Source organism: Afipia sp. Root123D2 (assembly GCF_001425835.1).
GTDB lineage: Bacteria > Pseudomonadota > Alphaproteobacteria > Rhizobiales > Xanthobacteraceae > Afipia.
In genome coordinates this window covers 1896383-1914680 of record NZ_LMDP01000001.1, presented here as the reverse complement: position 1 = coordinate 1914680, position 18298 = coordinate 1896383, and the positions used below count along the sequence as shown (strand labels likewise).

At 61.9% G+C, this 18298-nt stretch carries 10 protein-coding genes, 2 pseudogenes and 1 riboswitch; of the genes and pseudogenes, 3 read left to right on the top strand and 9 right to left on the bottom strand.

Features of this window, described 5'->3' with window-relative positions; genetic code table 11:
* From sucD to ASC80_RS23660, 5 genes and pseudogenes are all read right to left on the bottom strand, one after another.
* Positions 1–869: succinate--CoA ligase subunit alpha (gene sucD / locus ASC80_RS09165; RefSeq protein ID WP_056295342.1), on the bottom strand; the 869-nt coding region annotated here is incomplete at its 3' end.
* A gap of 4 nt (positions 870–873) precedes the next feature.
* Positions 874–2061: pseudogene (gene sucC / locus ASC80_RS09160) on the bottom strand (ADP-forming succinate--CoA ligase subunit beta); the annotation flags it as partial.
* A gap of 121 nt (positions 2062–2182) precedes the next feature.
* Complete coding sequence (locus ASC80_RS09155; protein ID WP_056295340.1) at positions 2183–4315, bottom strand: acetate--CoA ligase family protein; 2133 nt, start codon at positions 4313–4315, stop codon at positions 2183–2185.
* Between the two features lie 210 nt (positions 4316–4525).
* Positions 4526–5830: an oxalate/formate MFS antiporter gene (gene oxlT, locus ASC80_RS09150; RefSeq protein WP_056295337.1), complete on the bottom strand. Its 1305-nt coding sequence runs from the start codon at positions 5828–5830 to the stop codon at positions 4526–4528.
* A gap of 169 nt (positions 5831–5999) precedes the next feature.
* Complete coding sequence (locus tag ASC80_RS23660; RefSeq protein ID WP_156464307.1) at positions 6000–6143, bottom strand: hypothetical protein; 144 nt, start codon at positions 6141–6143, stop codon at positions 6000–6002.
* A 484-nt stretch (positions 6144–6627) separates the two neighbouring features.
* On the opposite strand from ASC80_RS23660, the gene oxc reads away from it, so the two are divergent.
* The gene (gene oxc, locus ASC80_RS09145) at positions 6628–8376 is read left to right on the top strand and encodes an oxalyl-CoA decarboxylase (protein ID WP_056295866.1); all 1749 of its coding nucleotides are present in this window, start codon (positions 6628–6630) and stop codon (positions 8374–8376) included.
* Positions 8377–8454: 78 nt separating this feature from the next.
* Entirely contained in the window at positions 8455–9729 is a 1275-nt protein-coding gene (gene frc, locus ASC80_RS09140) for a formyl-CoA transferase (protein ID WP_056295334.1), read from the top strand.
* 142 nt (positions 9730–9871) lie between these two features.
* Here frc and ASC80_RS09135 read toward each other — a convergent pair whose 3' ends face one another.
* Positions 9872–11875 carry a methyl-accepting chemotaxis protein gene (locus ASC80_RS09135; protein WP_056295865.1) on the bottom strand — a complete coding sequence of 668 codons (2004 nt, stop codon included), beginning with the start codon at positions 11873–11875 and terminating at the stop codon, positions 9872–9874.
* A gap of 354 nt (positions 11876–12229) precedes the next feature.
* Positions 12230–12450: riboswitch (cobalamin riboswitch) on the top strand.
* A gap of 103 nt (positions 12451–12553) precedes the next feature.
* Between ASC80_RS09135 and metE the strand changes: the two are divergent.
* Positions 12554–14901: pseudogene (gene metE / locus ASC80_RS09130) on the top strand (5-methyltetrahydropteroyltriglutamate--homocysteine S-methyltransferase).
* A gap of 59 nt (positions 14902–14960) precedes the next feature.
* Here the strand turns inward: metE and ccoS are convergent.
* From ccoS to ASC80_RS09115, 3 genes are read right to left on the bottom strand one after another with little or no spacing between them, the layout of a single operon-like run.
* Positions 14961–15152, bottom strand: a complete 192-nt coding sequence (gene ccoS, locus ASC80_RS09125) for a cbb3-type cytochrome oxidase assembly protein CcoS (protein WP_056295333.1) — start codon at positions 15150–15152, stop codon at positions 14961–14963.
* Positions 15149–17425, bottom strand: a complete 2277-nt coding sequence (locus ASC80_RS09120) for a cation-translocating P-type ATPase (RefSeq protein ID WP_056295330.1) — start codon at positions 17423–17425, stop codon at positions 15149–15151. Before ASC80_RS09120 ends, ccoS begins: the two co-directional genes overlap by 4 nt.
* A gap of 54 nt (positions 17426–17479) precedes the next feature.
* Positions 17480–18298 (bottom strand): DUF2189 domain-containing protein, encoded by an 819-nt coding sequence (locus ASC80_RS09115; protein ID WP_056295327.1) that lies wholly within the window; start codon positions 18296–18298, stop codon positions 17480–17482.

Here is an 18298-nt window from a genome sequence, read left to right as displayed (position 1 = left end):
TCGACAAGAGTTGTGCCGAGTCTTGCGGGGGACGGGGAGACGATGATGCCGGCGGCTTCCATGGCGGTGATCTTGGACTCGGCGTCGCCCTTTCCGCCGGACACGATGGCGCCGGCATGGCCCATGCGGCGGCCGGGAGGGGCGGTGCGCCCGGCGATGAAGCCGACCATCGGCTTCTTGCGGCCGCGCCTGGCCTCGTCCTTGAGGAACTGGGCGGCGTCCTCCTCGGCCGAACCGCCGATCTCGCCGATCATGATGATCGAGGTGGTTTTGTCGTCGGCCAGGAACATCTCCAGCACGTCGATGAACTCGGTGCCCTTGACCGGGTCGCCGCCGATGCCGACCGCCGTGGTCTGGCCAAGCCCGGCCTGGGTGGTCTGGAACACCGCTTCATAAGTCAGGGTGCCGGAGCGCGACACGATGCCGACATTGCCCGGCTTGAAGATGTTGGCCGGCATGATCCCGATCTTGGATTCGCCGGCGGTGACCACGCCGGGACAGTTCGGGCCGATCAGCCGCGACTTCGAGCCGCTCAGCGAGCGCTTGACCCGCACCATGTCGAGCACCGGGATGCCCTCGGTGATGCACACGATCAGCGGAACCTCGGCGTCGATCGCCTCGCAGATCGCGTCCGCCGCGCCCGGCGGCGGCACATAGATCACGGACGCCTCGGCGCCGGTCTTAGCGCGGGCCTCGGCGACGGTGTCGAACACCGGGAGGCCGAGATGGGTGGTGCCGCCCTTGCCCGGCGAGGTGCCGCCGACCATTTTTGTGCCGTAGGCGATCGCGCCCTCGGAGTGGAAGGTGCCGTTCTTGCCGGTGAAGCCCTGGCAGATGACTTTGGTGTTCTTGTCTATCAGCACGGACATCGGCTTACTTTCCCTTCACGGCGTTGACGATCTTCTGCGCGGCATCGTCGAGATCGTCGGCCGGCAGCACGTTGAGGCCGCTCTCGCGGATGATGGTCTTGCCTTCCTCGACATTGGTGCCCTCGAGCCGCACCACCAGCGGCACCTTGAGCCCGACCGCCTTGACCGCGGCGACGACGCCGGCGGCGATCACATCGCACTTCATGATGCCGCCGAAGATGTTGACCAGGATGCCCTTCACATTGGGATCGGCGGTGATGATCTTGAACGCCGCCGTCACCTTCTCTTCACTGGCGCCGCCGCCGACGTCGAGGAAGTTCGCGGGGCTCTCGCCATAGAGCTTGATGATGTCCAGCGTCGCCATCGCCAGACCGGCACCGTTGACCATGCAGCCGATGGTGCCGTCGAGCGCGATATAAGCGAGGTCGTACTTCGACGCCTCGATCTCCTTGGCGTCCTCCTCGGTGGTGTCGCGCAGCGCGACGATGTCGGGGTGGCGGTAGAGCGCGTTGGAGTCGAACGACACCTTGGCGTCGAGGCAGCGCAGCTGGCCGTCCTTGGAGACGATCAGCGGGTTGATCTCGAGCATCTCCATGTCGCGGGCGACGAACGCGTCATAAAGCTGCGCCACCAGCTTGCCGGCCTGCTTGGCGAGATCGCCGGTGAGCCCGAGCGCCTGCGCCACGGTGCGGCCGTGGTGCGGCATGATCCCGGTCGCCGGATCGACCGAGAAGGTCACGATCTTCTCTGGCGTGTCATGGGCGACCTTTTCGATGTCCATGCCGCCTTCGGTCGAAACCACGAACGAGATCCGCGAGGTTTCGCGGTCGACCAGCGCCGAGAGATAGAACTCCTTCTCGATCGCCGAGCCGTCCTCGATGTAGAGCCGGTTGACCTGCTTGCCGGCAGGCCCGGTCTGCGCCGTCACCAGCGTGGCGCCGAGCATCTCGCCGGCGAACGTCTTGACCTCGTCGACGGATTTGGCCAGCCGCACGCCGCCCTGCGTTCCGGCCGAGGCTTCCTTGAACTTGCCCTTGCCGCGGCCGCCGGCGTGGATCTGGCTCTTCACCACCCACACCGGACCGCCGAGCTGCTTCGCCGCAGCCTCCGCCTCCGACGCCTTGAAGATCGGCACCCCCTTCGACACAGGAACGCCAAACTCCTTCAGCACCGCCTTCGCCTGATACTCGTGNTTCGCCGCAGCCTCCGCCTCCGACGCCTTGAAGATCGGCACCCCCTTCGACACAGGAACGCCAAACTCCTTCAGCACCGCCTTCGCCTGATACTCGTGAATGTTCATGACGCGTGCGGCCTCACTTGATCAGACCGGCGCCGCGCGCCCACTTGTACTTGGCACCGAGCAACTCGACCGGAAGTTCGGTCGAATAGGCGTAGGCCGGAATGCCGTTCTGGTAGAGATATTCGGCGGCTTCCTCGACCTCGACGTCACCTGCAAGCGAGGCGACCATCGGCTTGTCGAAGCCCTTGGCCTTCATTTCGTTCTTCACCTCGATCATGTTCTTGGCGAACACCATCGGCGGCGTGACGATGGTGTGCCAGTAGCCGAGGATGAGCGAGTGAATGCGTTCGTCGGTGAGGCCGAGCTTGACGGTGTTGACGTAAGTGATCGGCGGTTCGCCGCCGGTGATGTCGACCGGATTGCCGGCCGCGCCGAACGGCGGGATGAACTTGCGGAACGCCGCATCGAGATCGTCCGGCATCTTCATCAGTGCCATGCCGTTATCGACCACCGAGTCCGACAGCAGCACGCCTGAGCCACCGGCACCGGTGATGATGAGCACGTTCTCGCCCTTCGGAGTCGGCAGCACGGGGATGCCGCGCGCGAACTCGAGAAGCTGGCGCAGCGAGCGGGCGCGGATAACACCCGACTGCTTGAGAACGTCCTCATAGATCTTGTCGTTACCCGCGAGCGCGCCGGTATGCGACGCCGCTGCCTTGGCACCCGCCGACGTGCGGCCGCCCTTCAGCACCACGACCGGCTTGTTCTTGGAGACGCGCTTGGCTGCGTCGGCAAAGGCGCGGCCATCCTTCAGGTCTTCGCAGTGCATCGCGATGATGTTGGTGTTCTTGTCCTGCTCAAAGAAAGCGAGCAGATCGTCCTCGTCGATGTCGGATTTGTTGCCGAGACCGACGATCGCCGACACGCCCATCTTCGCGGAGCGTGAGAAGCCAATGATCGCCATGCCGATGCCGCCCGACTGCGACGACAGCGCCGTCGATCCCTTGACGTCGTAGGCGGTGCAGAAGGTCGCGCAGAGATTGGCTGGGGTGTAGTAGAAGCCGTAAATGTTCGGCCCCATCAGGCGCACATTGTACTTGTTGCCGATCTCGACGATCTCTTCCTGCAACGCAGGCTCGTTCGCCTCGGCAAAGCCCGACGGAATCAGAACCGCGCCGGGAATTTTCTTCTCGCCGCATTCCTTGAGTGCGCCCGCGACGAATTTCGCGGGGATCGCGAACACCGCGGTGTCGATGGTGCCGGGGACGTCCTTGACGCTCTTGTAGGCCTTGTAGCCGAGAATTTCGTCGGCCTTCGGATGGATCGGATAGATCTCACCCTTGTAGCCGCCGTTGATGAGATTCTTCATCACCGAGTTGCCGATCTTGCCGGCTTCGGCGGACGCGCCGATCACCGCCACAGCCTTCGGCATCATGATCCGGTTCATCGCGGTGACGATTTCTTCGTTCGAGCGCGGAGCAGGGCGCGGCTTGTAGGCGAAGTCGACGACGATGCGTACGTCAGCCGCGATGGCGTCCTTCTTGGTCGCGAACACCGGGTTGAGATCGAGTTCGATGATTTCAGGGAAATCGCTGACGAGTTGCGACACGCTGACGATGATCTTGGCGAGAGCCTCGCGGTTGACCGGGTCGCCGCCGCGCACGCCTTTCAGCATCTCATGAGCCTGGATGCCGTCGAGCATCGTCAGCGCTTCGTCCTTGGTGGTGGGAGCGAGGCGGAAGGTCACGTCCTTCAGCACTTCGACCAGCACGCCACCGAGGCCAAACGCCACCAGTTTGCCGAACGAGCCATCGGTGATCGAGCCGATGATGACTTCGGTACCGCCCATCAGCATCTGCTGAACCTGAATGCCTTCGATTTTAGCATCGGCCTTGTACTTCTTGGCATTGGCCAGGATGGTGTCGTAGGCGGCCTTCGCCGCGGCGTCATCCTTGACGCCGACCACCACGCCGCCGGCTTCCGTCTTGTGCAGGATGTCGGGCGAGACGATTTTCATCACCACCGGGTAACCCATGCCGGACGCGAGCTTGGCGGCCTCCGCGGCTGATTTCGCAAGCCCTTCGCCGGGGACGCTGATGCCGTAAGCATCGCACACCAGTTTGCCTTCAGGCGCGGTGAGGCTTGTGCGGCCATCGGCCTTGACCATATCGAGGATCTTGCGGACCGATGCTTTGTCGACTGCCATGGGTTTCTCTCCGATGTTGTGATGTTCGTTTGTCGTGGCCGGATACTATCCAGCCTTGCTGCTTAATTGAAATGCGGCACTCTGCCGATTATCGTTTTACGTCCGAGGTTCTGGTCGATTTCGGGGGTAATCAAACATACCGCCGTGACCTTATTATTGTATGCGTTGAAAGAATGACCCGCCGGATGTGCCGGCGGGTCTGTCGTTGGGTCAGGTTGCGAACTGACCGGCCGCGCTCACGGTCCGGCTCTTTTCGACAACCGATTTTCGCCAGGGCTTGAGAACGAAGACCGCGAGCAGCGACGCCAGGATATTGGCGCCAGCGGCGAGCAGGAATACACCGTCCCAACTGCCGGTCGCCTGCTGCATGTAGTTGCCGAAGGGGACCAGAAGTGCCGCCGTACCTTTGGCCGTATAGAGCAAACCGGCATTGGTCGTTGCGAACTTCGAGCCGAACGTGTCGGTGCAGACCGCTGGGAACAGGCTGTAGATTTCACCCCACGCGAAGAACACCAGACCGGTCAGGATCACGAAGCCCACCGGGTTGTGACCCCACATATACAGCATCACGATGCCGATGCCTTCGAAGCCGAAAGCGAGAAACATCGTGTTCTCGCGTCCGATCCTGTCCGAGATCCAGCCGAAGAACGGCCTTGTCAGTCCGTTGAGGACGCGGTCGATCGTCGCCGCGAAGGTTACGGTCATCATGGTGATGCCCATCAGGGTCACCGGGATGTCGGTCAGCTTCCAGTCGGCAGCGATCGGCTTGAGATTGGCCGTCACCAGAAGGCCGCCCGCGCCGACGATCACGAACATGAAGTACATCAGCCAGAACACGGGATGCTTGATGACTTGCCCGGGATTGTAGTCGTGGCGGGTCTGCTGAATCGCGGCGTTGACCACAGGGGGAGGGGTTTGACCGGCCTTGGGAGCGATAATGAAGATCGCAAGGATCATGCAGATGATTCCCTGGCCGATACCGAAATTGAAGAATGCAGCCTGGAAGCCGTCATTCTTGATCATGTGCTGAATAGGCGCGACTGTCAGCGCTGAACCAGCACCGAAGCCGGCGGCGGTGATGCCCGCGGCAAGGCCGCGTTTATCGGGAAACCACTTCAGCGCGTTGCCGACACAGGTGCCGTACACCGCACCGGCGCCCACGCCGGCAATGATCTGGCCGACGTAAAATCCGCTGAGGCTTGTCGCGTAGGAGTTGATGATCCAGCCGATTGCGCAGAACGCACCGCCCATCATGATGACAATGCGTGGACCGTATTTGTCGACGATCCAGCCCTCGAACGGGACCAGCCAGGTTTCGAACAGCACGAACAGCGTGAAAGCCCACTGGATCGCCGCGCGGTCCCAACCGAATTGTTTCTGAATGTCGGGGACGAAGAACGTCCAGCCATATTGCAGGTTTGCAATCATCACCATGCAGCCGACGCCGATGGCGAGCTGGGTCCATCGATAGCCGTCGCTTACACGTGTAGCGTCATTATAAGCCGATACCGCCATGTCTATCCTCCCAATCGCACTCTCTGCCGGAGCACGTAAGGCTGGATATTGGTATATGATATGCCAATGCGCAAGCGTTAAAGAATACGAAATACAAAAAACCGGATACCACAGAGGGCATCCGGTTTTTAAAAGTCACAGCGTTTGGGAGAAGAGAAAAGCTGCGAGATTAAAGGCCGAAAGGCTCCACATTGCCGTTGCGGGCAGTGACTTCGACCACCTCGTGAAAGAAGGATCCGATCGCTGCAAACAGCGACCCGAACAGGCGGGCGAGGAAGCTGGACTGGCGCAGGTCATAGGATGTGGTGGTCATTTCATTGCCTTTCAGAAAACCGTCGATGCGTCTTGTATACGGTATGCCAGAGATAAGAGGCAGCTATTATACTGCAACGCCATAATGCCGTTTTGCATGGCAACATAGGGTCTTGTGTGTTTTTGACTGAGTTGATTGACAGTTGGTATTTGGTATGCCAATTTTTTAACGTAACGGGTCGGCTCTCGGCAGGCGCGGTTTACGCGCGGGTCGGATCGCCGGACGCATTGTTTTGAGAGCGGTTGATGAAAACCCGGCGTGGTCAGTTTTCACGTTCAACGCGTCCCGACTGTGATGTGTATCCCGGTGTCGCAGCGGGTTTTGAGTCGCAGCTATCGGGTTTCGTAATTGCAAGGTCGATGGGCCATCGCAATAAGGGTCCGAAGTAGAAGAATAGATGCCGGCGGTTCGCCAGCAGGAAGTCTCGAACCACTCGTTCAATAGCAAAGTCGCAAAAAAGCGGCGAAAGCCTGGGAGGGTTATGATGTCAGTCACAGCAGTCGCACAAAGCGTTGGTGCAAGCACAGCCGGCGCAGAGCAGGAATTGACGGACGGTTTTCACCTCATCATCGATGCGCTCAAACTCAACGGCGTCGAGACGATCTACGGTGTGCCGGGCATTCCGATCACGGATTTTGGACGCATGGCGCAGGGCGCCGGCATTCGTATCATTTCGTTCCGGCACGAACAGAACGCCGGCAACGCCGCGGCCATCGCGGGCTTCCTGACAAAAAAACCGGGCATCTGCCTCACAGTTTCGGCGCCCGGTTTTCTGAACGGTCTGACGGCGCTCGCCAACGCCACCACCAACTGTTTTCCCATGATCCTCATCTCCGGCTCGTCCGAGCGCGAGATCGTCGACCTGCAGCAGGGCGACTATGAGGAGATGGACCAACTCGCCATTGCCAAACCGCTCTGCAAGGCGGCTTTTCGCGTGCTGCACGCCGCCGACATCGGCATCGGCGTGGCGCGCGCGATCCGCGCTGCCGTCTCGGGGCGTCCAGGCGGTGTTTATCTCGATCTGCCCGCCAAGCTGTTCGGGCAGGTGATGAATGCGGACGCCGGGCAGAAGTCTCTCGTGAAGGTCATCGACGCCGCACCGGCACAGATTCCCGCGCCGGCTGCGGTCAAGCGTGCGCTCGACGTGTTGAAAAGCGCCAAGCGGCCGCTAATCATTCTCGGCAAGGGCGCTGCCTATGCACAGGCCGACGATGCGGTCCGCGCGCTGGTTGAGAAAAGCGGCATACCGTTCCTGCCGATGAGCATGGCCAAGGGCCTTTTGCCCGATACGCATCCGCAGTGCGCGGGCGCGGCGCGCTCGACAGCGTTGAAAGATGCCGACGTCGTGATGTTGGTCGGCGCGCGCCTGAACTGGCTGCTCTCGCACGGCAAGGGAAAGACCTGGGGCGACGCACCCAAGAAGTTCATCCAGATCGACATCGAGCCCAAGGAAATGGACTCGAACGTCGAGATCGTTGCGCCACTGGTCGGCGACATCGGGTCCTGTGTGTCCGCGCTGCTCGATGGCATGGGTGACAAGTGGCCGGCAGCGCCATCCGACTGGACCGGTGCGATCAAGACGAAGCGCGAAGAGAACGTCGCCAAAATGGCGCCGAAGCTGATGAAGAATACCGCGCCGATGGATTTCCACGGTGCGCTTGGCGCGTTGCGCACCGTCGTTAAGGAGCGGCCGGATGCGATTCTCGTCAACGAAGGCGCCAATACGCTCGATCTTGCGCGCGGCGTCATCGACATGTACCAGCCGCGCAAACGTCTCGACGTCGGCACCTGGGGCGTGATGGGCATCGGCATGGGCTTCGCCATCGCCGCGGCGATCGAAACCGGCAAGCCGGTGTTGGCGGTTGAGGGCGATAGCGCCTTCGGCTTTTCCGGCATGGAAGTCGAGACGATCTGCCGTTACGACCTGCCGGTCTGCATTGTTATTTTCAACAATAACGGAATCTATCGCGGCACCGACCTCAATACGTCGGGCGGCGCGGACCCGGCGACCACAATGTTCGTCAAGGGCGCGCGCTACGACAAGATGATGGAAGCGTTCGGCGGTGTCGGCGTCAATGTGACGACGCCGGACGAGCTGAAGCGTGCGGTGGACGCCGCGATGGACTCCGGCACGCCGACGCTGATCAACGCAGTGATCGATCCGGCCGCCGGCACCGAGAGCGGCCGTATCGGAAATCTCAACCCGCAGAGCGTGGTTGGCAAAAAGAAGTGAGAACACCTCTCGTTGCCTTGCCCAGTGCAGGCGAGGCAACGAGACCGAGGGAAACAAGAATCGAAACTGGAGGCAGTTATGACTAAAGCGCTTGAAGGCGTTCGTATCCTGGATTTCACGCACGTTCAATCCGGCCCGACCTGCACGCAGTTGCTGGCCTGGTTCGGTGCTGACGTCATCAAGATCGAGCGTCCGGGTGGCGGCGACATCACTCGCGGTCAGCTTGTGGATGTGAAAGGCGCAGACTCGCTGTACTTCACGATGCTGAATCACAACAAGCGCTCGATCACTGTCGACAGCAAGAATCCGCAAGGCAAGTTCGTGATCGAAGAGCTGATCAAGACCTGCGACGTGCTGGTCGAGAACTTCGCACCCGGTGCCCTCGATCGCATGGGCTTCACCTGGGAACATATCAGCAGCCTCAACCCGCGGATCATCGTGGCGTCGATCAAGGGTTTCGGCCCCGGCCCGTATGAGGATTGCAAGGTCTACGAGAACGTCGCGCAGTGCACCGGCGGCTCCGCCTCGACCACCGGCTTCCGCGATGGCCCGCCGCTCGTCACCGGCGCGCAGATCGGCGATTCCGGCACCGGCCTCCATCTCGCGCTCGGTATCGTCACCGCGCTCTATCATCGCACCCATAGCGGCAAGGGTCAGCGGGTCAGCGTCGCGATGCAAGACAGCGTTCTCAATCTTTGCCGGGTCAAGCTGCGCGACCAGCAGCGCCTCAAGGCCGGTCCGCTGACCGAGTACAGCCAGTTCGGCGAGGGCATTCCGTTTGGCGATGCCACGCCACGCGCCGGCAATGATTCCGGCGGTGGTCAACCCGGTCGCATCCTCAAGTGCAAGGGCGCACCGGACGATCCGAACGCCTACATCTACTTCATCACCCAGGCTCCGGTCTGGGAGAAGATTTGCGATGTCATCGGCGAGCCAACCTGGAAGACCGATCCGGAATACGCCACCCCGAAGGCGCGTCTGCCGAAGCTCAACGAGATCTTCGCGCGCATCGAGGCGTGGACCATGAGCATGACCAAGTTCGAGGCCATGGACATCCTCAACAAGTACGACATCCCGTGCGGGCCGATCCTGTCGATGAAGGAATTGGCGGAGGACGCGTCCCTGCGCAACACCGGCACAGTTGTCGAGGTCGATCATCCGACCCGCGGCAAGTATCTGTCTGTCGGCAATCCGATCAAGCTGTCCGACTCGGTGTCGGAGGTGAAGCGCTCGCCGCTGCTTGGCGAGCACACCGAAGAAATCCTGCGCGATGTTCTGAAGTTGAGCCCGGGCCAGATCGGCGACATTCGCCAGTCGGGCGCGATTGGCGGGGCACGCGAGGCTGCCGAATGAGGTAAGGGGTTTCCCCCGAGGACGACTACGCCGGGGCAGTAGCCCCGGCACTTTTTTGCCCGCAGCCGGCTACGCTGACAAAAGAAAAGGCGGCTCCGCATCGGCGGAGCCGCCTTTTTTTGGTTTACCGGTGTCCCGCAGATCAGGCCGCGCGGATATTCGCCATGAAGCGGTCGAGCTCCTGACGGAGCCGGGTGCTTTCGGCCGACAGCGTTTGCGCCGAGTTGAGGACTTCGGCCGAGGCTTCGCCGGTTTCGGAGGCGCCGCGATTGACCTCGGTGATGTTGCCGGCGACTTGCTGGGTTCCGGCCGCAACGTTCTGGATGCTGTGGGCGATCTCCTGAGTTGCCGCGCTCTGCTGCTCGATGGCGTTGGTGATCGTTCCGGCGATGGTCGAGATCTGGCCGATTGTGCTGCCGATCTCCTTGATCGCCGCCACTGACTCCTGCGTGGCTTCCTGCATCCCGGCGATGTGCGACGAAATCTCGTCGGTCGCTTTCGCGGTCTGGGTTGCGAGCGATTTCACCTCTGAGGCGACCACTGCGAAACCGCGTCCGGCTTCGCCGGCGCGGGCAGCCTCGATGGTGGCGTTCAGGGCGAGCAGGTTGGTTTGTTCCGCAATCGCGGTGATCAGCTTGACGACGTCGCCGATCTGACCCGCCGCACGGGACAGCTTGCCGATGCGGTTATCGGTGTGCTGTGCCTGTTCGACAGCGCCTTCGGCGATCCGGTTGGACTCGCGGACCTGACGGCGGATTTCGTCGACTGACGCGGACAATTCTTCGGTTGCTGCCACTACCGACTGCATATTGGCCGATGCTTCTTCCGATGCGCCCGCGACTTCTCCAGAGAGAGTTTCGGTCGTTTCCGCAGTTCGCGTCAGCGTTCCGGCAGCGGCTTCGAGTTGAACCGCCGACGTCGAGACGTTCGAGACGATGGCCCCGACAGCGGCTTCGAAGGTATCCGCGAAGCCGATCAGCTCAGCCCGACGCGCCGCACTGCTGGCCCGGTTCTGCTCTTCGTGTTGCGCAGCTTCGCGTTCAGCCTTGGCGACGGCCTGAACCTTGAACTCTTCCACTGCGGAAGCCATTTCGCCGAGTTCGTCCTTGCGGCCAAGTCCCGGTAGAACGACATCGAAATTGCCGCCGGCCAGTTCGCGCATCGCCGCGCACATCCTGACGATCGGCCGCGAAATCTGCTTGCCGAGTACGAAGGCCCACAGGCCGCCAAGAATAAATCCGCCGATGGCGAGTATCGCCACCAGACGCTCGATCTCGTGGATGGTGGTGTTCGATTGTGCCTCGAGCCGCTGCTGCTCATTCACCATGTCAGCCTTCATCGCCTGCGAGCCCTGGGTGATCAGAGCCGCGGACTCACTCATTTCCGTCATGAGCTTCGAGATGGCCACCGATTTTTCGACAAGCTGGTCGAACCCCGAGCGATAGGTATTGAACAGCGCGCCGATCTCGTCGAGGCGCGACTTGATCTTCTCATTGTCGGCTGAAATCGCCTTGATCGAAAAATCAGCAAACTTCAGTCGTGCCGACACGTTTTTTGCGGTGGTCTGGTCGAAGTTGATAATGAACGTACTGGCCATGGCCGAAGTCGCCATGAACTGGGCTTTGGCCTGCTTTGCGGCAAGTTCGACGGTGGCTATGTCGTCCTCGGTTGCCATATTGATGAGGTCGTCGAATTTGTACTGCAGCTTGGTTCCACCGAGAACGATGCTGTTTTCGGAGAGCCGTGCAATTTCTTTTTTGACCTCCAGAACGTCCGCGAAGATTTTGGTGAAAATCTGGAAGTCACGCGACAGCCGGGAGATCTTATCCAGGCGCCCACGATCGATGGTCATCCTCATCGACTGGGTGATGGCATTCTGCAGGTTGCCCTCAGCGATCGCCGCCGCCTGGGCATCATCTTCCTTGCCGGTGACGACATAGTAACGAACGAGGGACTGATAGGTGATCAGTTCCTGGTCGATGTTGCGGGCGAGGTCGGCCTCGGCGACGCTGCGGCGATAGGCTTCCATACCGGTCGAAACACGTTCGAAGCCGATATAGGCAATTCCCATACTGATCGCGGAAATGCAGAGGACCACGGCGAAGCCGAACATCACTTTCCCACGGAATCTCAGCGTTGGGATCATTGCGGACACCGGCTTCTGCCGGACAGCGTTCAACCAACCCACTTGCGGCCTCCATTCCCCAAAAATGATCGTCTCCGGCAGCCCTAGTGGCCCCGAAAGCGGTGATTCAAGTTAGAGCAGAATGGATAAAACGCCGTAAACGTTACCCTGCGTGGCGGTAAAACCCCTTATGCAACGGCTTTTCCTGCGAGATTTCGGGCATGGAGCAGTGCGGGCGAGCAGCCTGTGAGCCCATAAAGGTATCCAGATGGGATTCATCCCAACCCGCACGAGCCAGGCGCGGTCAGCGTGTCGTGCGTGCTCGCTGCCCACGATCGTCACTCCGGCGTTGCGTTGACATGCGGTTGCGATTGCCCATAGTCGCAGCGTCGTGGTTCTTCAGACCTGCTTGTCTGGAGCTAAGAGGGAATACGGTGCGCGTGCGATCGCCTGCGATCCGCGCAATGCCGCAGCTGCCCCCGCAACTGTAAACGGCGAGCCTTGTCCACCAGTGTCACTGGGGCGAAAGCCTCGGGAAGGCCGGACACAGGCGACGACCCGTGAGCCAGGAGACCTGCCGCGACATTGTAACGTCCACGGGCGGGGTGCCCCGGTGTGTCGCTTGCAGTTGATGGCGTTGCCATCGCGATTGTTCGCGCGCGTCCGCTCGGCCCTTGCCCCAACATCACGGGGTTGCCGATGTCTGGTTTATCTTCTCTCACGAAGCCTTCAGTTTCCGTCAGTACGCTCGGAGTGCCGCGCATCGGCCCACGACGGGAATTGAAGACCGCACTCGAAAAGTTCTGGTCGGGAAAAATCACCGAAGCCTCATTGCTCGAAACCGCGGCCGGACTCCGGGTCGCGAATTGGGCGCGTCAGCGTGCGCTCGGCGTCACCAACATCCCGTCCAATGATTTCTCGCTCTACGACCATGTCCTCGACACCAGCGTGATGGTCGGCGCCGTCCCTGCGATCTATGGCTGGTCGGGCGGCAGCGTTTCGCTTGCGACCTACTTCGCGATGGCGCGCGGCAGCCAGGGGCAGGTCGGTGACCGCGACGGCTGCGGTCATGGATCGCACGGACACGGCGTGCCGGCGCAGGAAATGACGAAGTGGTTCGACACCAACTATCACTACATGGTGCCGGAATTCACCAAGGATCAGGCGTTGGCGAGCACGAAGGCGATCGACGAGTACCGCGAAGCGAAGTCGCTCGGCTATCAGACCCATCCGGTTCTCGTCGGGCCGGTGACATTCCTGAAACTCGGCAAGTGCAGCGATCCTTCATTCGATCGGTTGTCCTTGTTGCCGAAGCTGCTGCCCGTCTATGCCGAGGTGCTGTCGCGACTCGCCTCCGAGGGCGCGGACTGGGTGCAGATCGATGAGCCGTGCCTTGCGCTGGATCTCGATGTTGCAGCGAAGACCGCGCTGACAACCGCTTACACGGAGTTCGCGCGCAGAGTGCCCGGCATCAGGATCATGCTCGCAACCTATTTCGGCGATCTTGGCGATAATGCCGATCTGGCGGTGTCGCTGCCGGTCGCCGGGCTGCATATCGACCTGGTCCGGGGGCCCGGCCTGATCGCGTCCGTGGCCGCCAGAGCGCCCGACGATCTGGTGCTGTCGCTAGGCGTCATCGATGGCCGCAATGTCTGGCGAGCCGACCTGTCGCAGGTTCTGGATTCGCTCGACGGCATTGTTGCCACTCGTCCGCTGGATCGTCTCGAACTGGCGCCGTCCTGTTCGATGCTCCATGTGCCGATCGATCTCGATCAGGAAGAAGAACTCGATCCAGACCTGAAAAACTGGCTCGCGTTCTCGGTTCAGAAAACCGAGGAACTGGCAACTCTCAGCAAGGCGCTGTTGCTTGGCCGTGGCGCGGTCAAGGATGCCTTGGCTGCTTCCGACAAAGCCGCTGCGCAACGCAGATCGTCGCCAAAGATCCACGATCCGTCGGTGCAATTGCGCACTCTTAATGTGTCGGCCGATGTCGCGCGACGGCGGAGTCCGTTCGCGGTGCGCCGCAAACTGCAGGTCGATGTTCTCGGCTTGCCGGCGTTTCCGACCACCACGATCGGATCGTTTCCGCAAACCGAGGATGTGCGCAAGGCGAGGGCGGCTCATGCCAAGGGTCAGCTGAACGATGCCGAATACGAATTTTTCTGCGCAGGGAAACCGAGCAGGCGGTGCGCTGGCAGGAAGAGATCGGGATCGACGTGCTGGTTCACGGCGAGTTCGAGCGCAATTACATGGTGCAGTATTTCGGCGAGCAACTGTCCGGCTATGCCTTCACCAAGCGTGGCTGGGTTCAGAGCTATGGCTCACGCTATGTCCGCCCGCCGATCATTTTTGGCGACGTGTCCCGCCCCAAGCAGATGACTGTGGAATGGTCGTCCTACGCGCAGTCGCTGACCAAACGTCCGATGAAGGGGATGCTGACCGGGCCGGTGACGATGCTGCAATGGTCGTTCGTGCGCGACGACTTGTCCCGCGATCAGGTCTGCCGCCAGATCGCGTTCGCCCTGCGCGACGAAGTGACCGATCTCGAAAAGGCCGGGATCAGCGTCATCCAGATCGACGAGCCGGCGTTGCGGGAAGGCCTGCCGCTGCGCAACGGTGACTGGGCAACCTATCTCGGCTGGGCGGTGGAGTGTTTCAGCATCTCGGCGGCCGGCGTAAAGGACGATACCCTGATCCACACCCACATGTGTTACGCCGAGTTCAACGACATCATTGATGCGATCGGTGCGATGGATGCCGACGTGATCTCGATCGAGACGTCGCGCTCGAAGATGGAGTTGCTCGACGCTTTCGTAACCTACAAGTACCCGAACGAGATCGGGCCGGGAGTCTACGATATCCATTCGCCCCGGGTGCCGGATGTGCCCGAGATGATGGAGCTGATTGGCAAGGCGCGCCACAACCTCGCGGCGGAGCAGCTGTGGGTTAATCCTGATTGCGGTCTCAAGACGCGCGGGTGGCCTGAGGTCAAGCTGGCGCTCGCCAACATGGTCGAGGCGGCGAGGCAGGCGCGCGCATTGGCGTAAACGGCAATGCCGGAGGCCGGGTTAAATGCCCGGCTTCCGGAGGCTGGCGTGTGACCGGGTCACGCGCGTGGCGCAGGATGTTCCTTATGAGGGTGGTCGGGCATCGGGTGATCGCGGTCCTCGAACAGGATGCGCTCGGCAGCACCGTCGAGGTCGTCGTATTGACCGTTCGCCATCGACCACATGAAGGCGGCCAGCGCAATCGCGCCAAGTGCCAGCGCAATCGGAATGAGATAGAAAAAATCCATCATTCGGCGGCCTCCGCGATGAGCGGTCCATTCTGCGCCTTGGGATGACGTACCGTCTCGATCACCTGATCGCGCTTGCGCCAGCCGCCGAGACGCATGGCATTGGCGACGACAAGGATCGACGACAGCGACATCGCAATCGCCGCGACCAGGGGTGTGACATGGCCGAGCACGGCCACGGGCACGGCGATCAGGTTGTAGATCACGGCCAGTCCGAGATTCTGGCGGACCAGCGCGCCGGCGCGCCGTGAAATTTCAATCGCCTGCGGCACGGCGCTGAGATTCTCCCGCAGGAACACCAGATCGGCGGCATTGCGGCTGATGTCCGCAGCGGAGCCGGGAGCCATCGAAATATCGGCGGCCGCGAGAACCGGCGCGTCGTTCAGCCCGTCGCCGACCATCAGCACTTTCCGGCCAGCCTTTTTCATGTCCGCGACGTGACGCACCTTGTCGCCCGGCTGTAATCCGGCGAGATAGACGACGCCGAGTGGGGCCGCGAGATCGTGCACGCGCTGCTCGGCATCGCCTGACAAAATCTCGACCGAGAAACCGTCGGCGGCGAGCGCGGCGACGGTCTCCCGCACGCCGGCGCGCAGACGATCGTCGAAACGGAAGCCCGCTGCCTGGATGCCGTTGATCGACAGCACGACCGCGGCGTTATTCGGGGATGTGCTCGGCATTGCGCCGCCGAGCGCCCATTCCGCCCTGCCAAGCCGATAGATGGTTGCCCCGGCGATTGCTTCCAATCCAAACCCCGGACGTTCGGAGACCGACTCGAAGGACATCGCCGACGTGTTGCCCGCCGCCTCGGCAAGCGCCATCGAATAGGGGTGCCGCGAATGAGCGGCGATCGCACCCGCCAGCGCCAGCGCCAGCGCGTCCGAGTCGATCGTGCCGCTGTCGATCAGGCGCGGACGGCCCAGTGTCAAGGTGCCGGTCTTGTCGAACACCACCGCGTCGATGGTCGCGAGCCGCTCGAGCGCGCTGCCGTCCTTCATCATGATGCCGTTCTCGAACAGCCGTTTTGCCGCGACGACGTGGACCATCGGCACCGCGAGGCCGAGAGCGCATGGGCAGGTGATGATGAGAACCGCGACGGCAATGGTGATCGCGCGATGCCAGTCACCGGTCGCGATTACCCATCCGATCATGGTCAGCAGCGCGGCGGTGTGAACGACGGGGGCATAGAGTTGGGAGGCGCGATCCGCGATGCGGCGATAGGCGGAGCGGCCGGCTTCGGCGGCTTCCATCATCCGCATCATGTCGGCAAGGAAGGAGTCTTTCGCTGCGGCGGTGGCGACAATGGTCAGCGGCCCGGTCAGATTAAGGATGCCCGCTTGCAATCGCATGCCGATGGTCGCCGGTTGTGGCACGCTTTCGCCGGATACCAGCGAGCGGTCGAGTTCGGATTGTCCTTTGATGATTGTCGCGTTGACTGGAACACGTTCGCCGGCGGCAAGCAGAATGGTCATGCCGGGTTCGATCTCGTTGACGGAGAGATAGAGCCGGCTGCCATCGGACTGGAGCACCAGCGCGCCGCGCGCCGACAATCGTTCCAGCCCTTCCACCGCCCGCCGTGCCCGTGCGCGCATCATGTGATCGAGCGTGCGGCCGATCAGGAGAAAGAACAGCAGCGATACCGACGCATCAAAATAGGCATGCGGACCGTGATGGATGGTTTCGTACAGGCTCATCCCGAAGGCGAGCAGGACGCCGATCGAGATCGGCACGTCCATGTTGGTGCGCCCGTGCCGCAGGCTGCGCCATGCAGAAGCAAAGAAAACCTGTCCTGAATAGGCCAGCGCGGGCAGGGCGATCAGCGCCGAGATCCAGTGGAACAGATCGCGCGTCTCCGCGGCCGCACCGGACCAGATCGAAACCGACAGCAGCATGATATTGCTGGCGGCGAACCCGGCGACGGCCAGCGCGCGCAGCAATCGCGATAGCACCGGATCATCGGCGGTGGCGCGAATGTCGTGAATGTGGGCGTCGTAACCGATATCGTGAAGCGTCTTGATGACCGGCGGCGGCGTGTCGCCGCGCCAGTGGATAGTCGCGCGGCGGGCCGAGAGGTTGGCCCGTGCAAAGACGACTCCGTCAAGCGCACCAAGCGCGGTCTCGATCGTGCGCAGGCAGCCGCCGCAATGAATATCGGGCACTGACAGATCGGTCTGGCGCAGGCCGTCACTGATCGGCCGGCTGGCGAGCAGAATTTCCTCGTCCGAGGTGCCGATCTGGATCCGGTCGAGTTCGGCGCCGGGGGCGCAGCAGCTCATGGATCGCTCCATTCCTCCCGGCCGCGCGCGACCGGTGTCAGGGTCTCGCCGGTGTTATGCCGGCTGAGCTGAAGTGTCAGGGCACACGGCGCGGTAGGCGTGCCAGGTGCCGTGGCCGAGCAGCGGGAAAACGATAATCAGGCCGAGCAGGCCGGTGGCGACGCTCGCGACGAACAGCGCAAGCACGATCGCGGCCCAGGTCAGCATCACCGGAAGATTGTTCCAGACCAGCGCCATGCTGCTGCCCATCGCGGTGAGTGCATCGAGGCGTTCGTTGAGCAGCATCGGAATCGAAAACGCGCTGATGGCGAAAGAGAATGCTGCGAACAATCCGCCGACCGCGCTGCCGACGATCAGCATCGCCCAGCCGACCGGCGTCGAGAACAGCATCTCCGCGATATGATCGAGACCGGGGAACGGGCGCAGGCCGAAGAACAGCGCGTAGATGATCACGGCGGCCCGCATCCACAGCAGCATCAAGCCGCAGAGCAGCACGCCGGTGAACAGGATCTGCCCTCCGGATCTCGCCTTCACGAACACCATCCTCGCCAGCGTCACCGGTTCGCCGGCTTCGATGCGCCGGCTTTTCTCGTACAAGCCGATGGCGCCGATCGGGCCCACCACCATGAACCCCGCGAATGCGGGAAACAGGATGTAGTCCAGGCCCAGCCAGAACAGGCCGCCGACAATAACGATCGACACGGCGCACACGATCAGGCCGTAAATCAGGCTTGGCGCAGGGTCGATTTTGAGGTCGCGCCATCCGGCGGCCAGCCAGTCGAACGCGGCTTCGCGCGGCAGGTTGCGGCGCCAGACGTTCTCACGCGGCAGCGGCGGAACGTAGGGGGGGATAATGATGGTCTCTTTCGCCAT

Coding starts and splice junctions, on each gene's coding strand:
- ASC80_RS09135 (WP_056295865.1), bottom strand. CDS start 11,875: ATGATCCCAACGCTGAGATTCCGTGGGAAAGTGATGTTCGGCTTCGCC.
- oxlT (WP_056295337.1), bottom strand. CDS start 5,830: ATGGCGGTATCGGCTTATAATGACGCTACACGTGTAAGCGACGGCTAT.
- ASC80_RS23660 (WP_156464307.1), bottom strand. CDS start 6,143: ATGACCACCACATCCTATGACCTGCGCCAGTCCAGCTTCCTCGCCCGC.
- ASC80_RS09115 (WP_056295327.1), bottom strand. CDS start 18,298: ATGGCGAAAGAGACCATCATTATCCCCCCCTACGTTCCGCCGCTGCCG.
- frc (WP_056295334.1), top strand. CDS start 8,455: ATGACTAAAGCGCTTGAAGGCGTTCGTATCCTGGATTTCACGCACGTT.
- ccoS (WP_056295333.1), bottom strand. CDS start 15,152: ATGATGGATTTTTTCTATCTCATTCCGATTGCGCTGGCACTTGGCGCG.
- oxc (WP_056295866.1), top strand. CDS start 6,628: ATGTCAGTCACAGCAGTCGCACAAAGCGTTGGTGCAAGCACAGCCGGC.
- ASC80_RS09120 (WP_056295330.1), bottom strand. CDS start 17,425: ATGAGCTGCTGCGCCCCCGGCGCCGAACTCGACCGGATCCAGATCGGC.
- ASC80_RS09155 (WP_056295340.1), bottom strand. CDS start 4,315: ATGGCAGTCGACAAAGCATCGGTCCGCAAGATCCTCGATATGGTCAAG.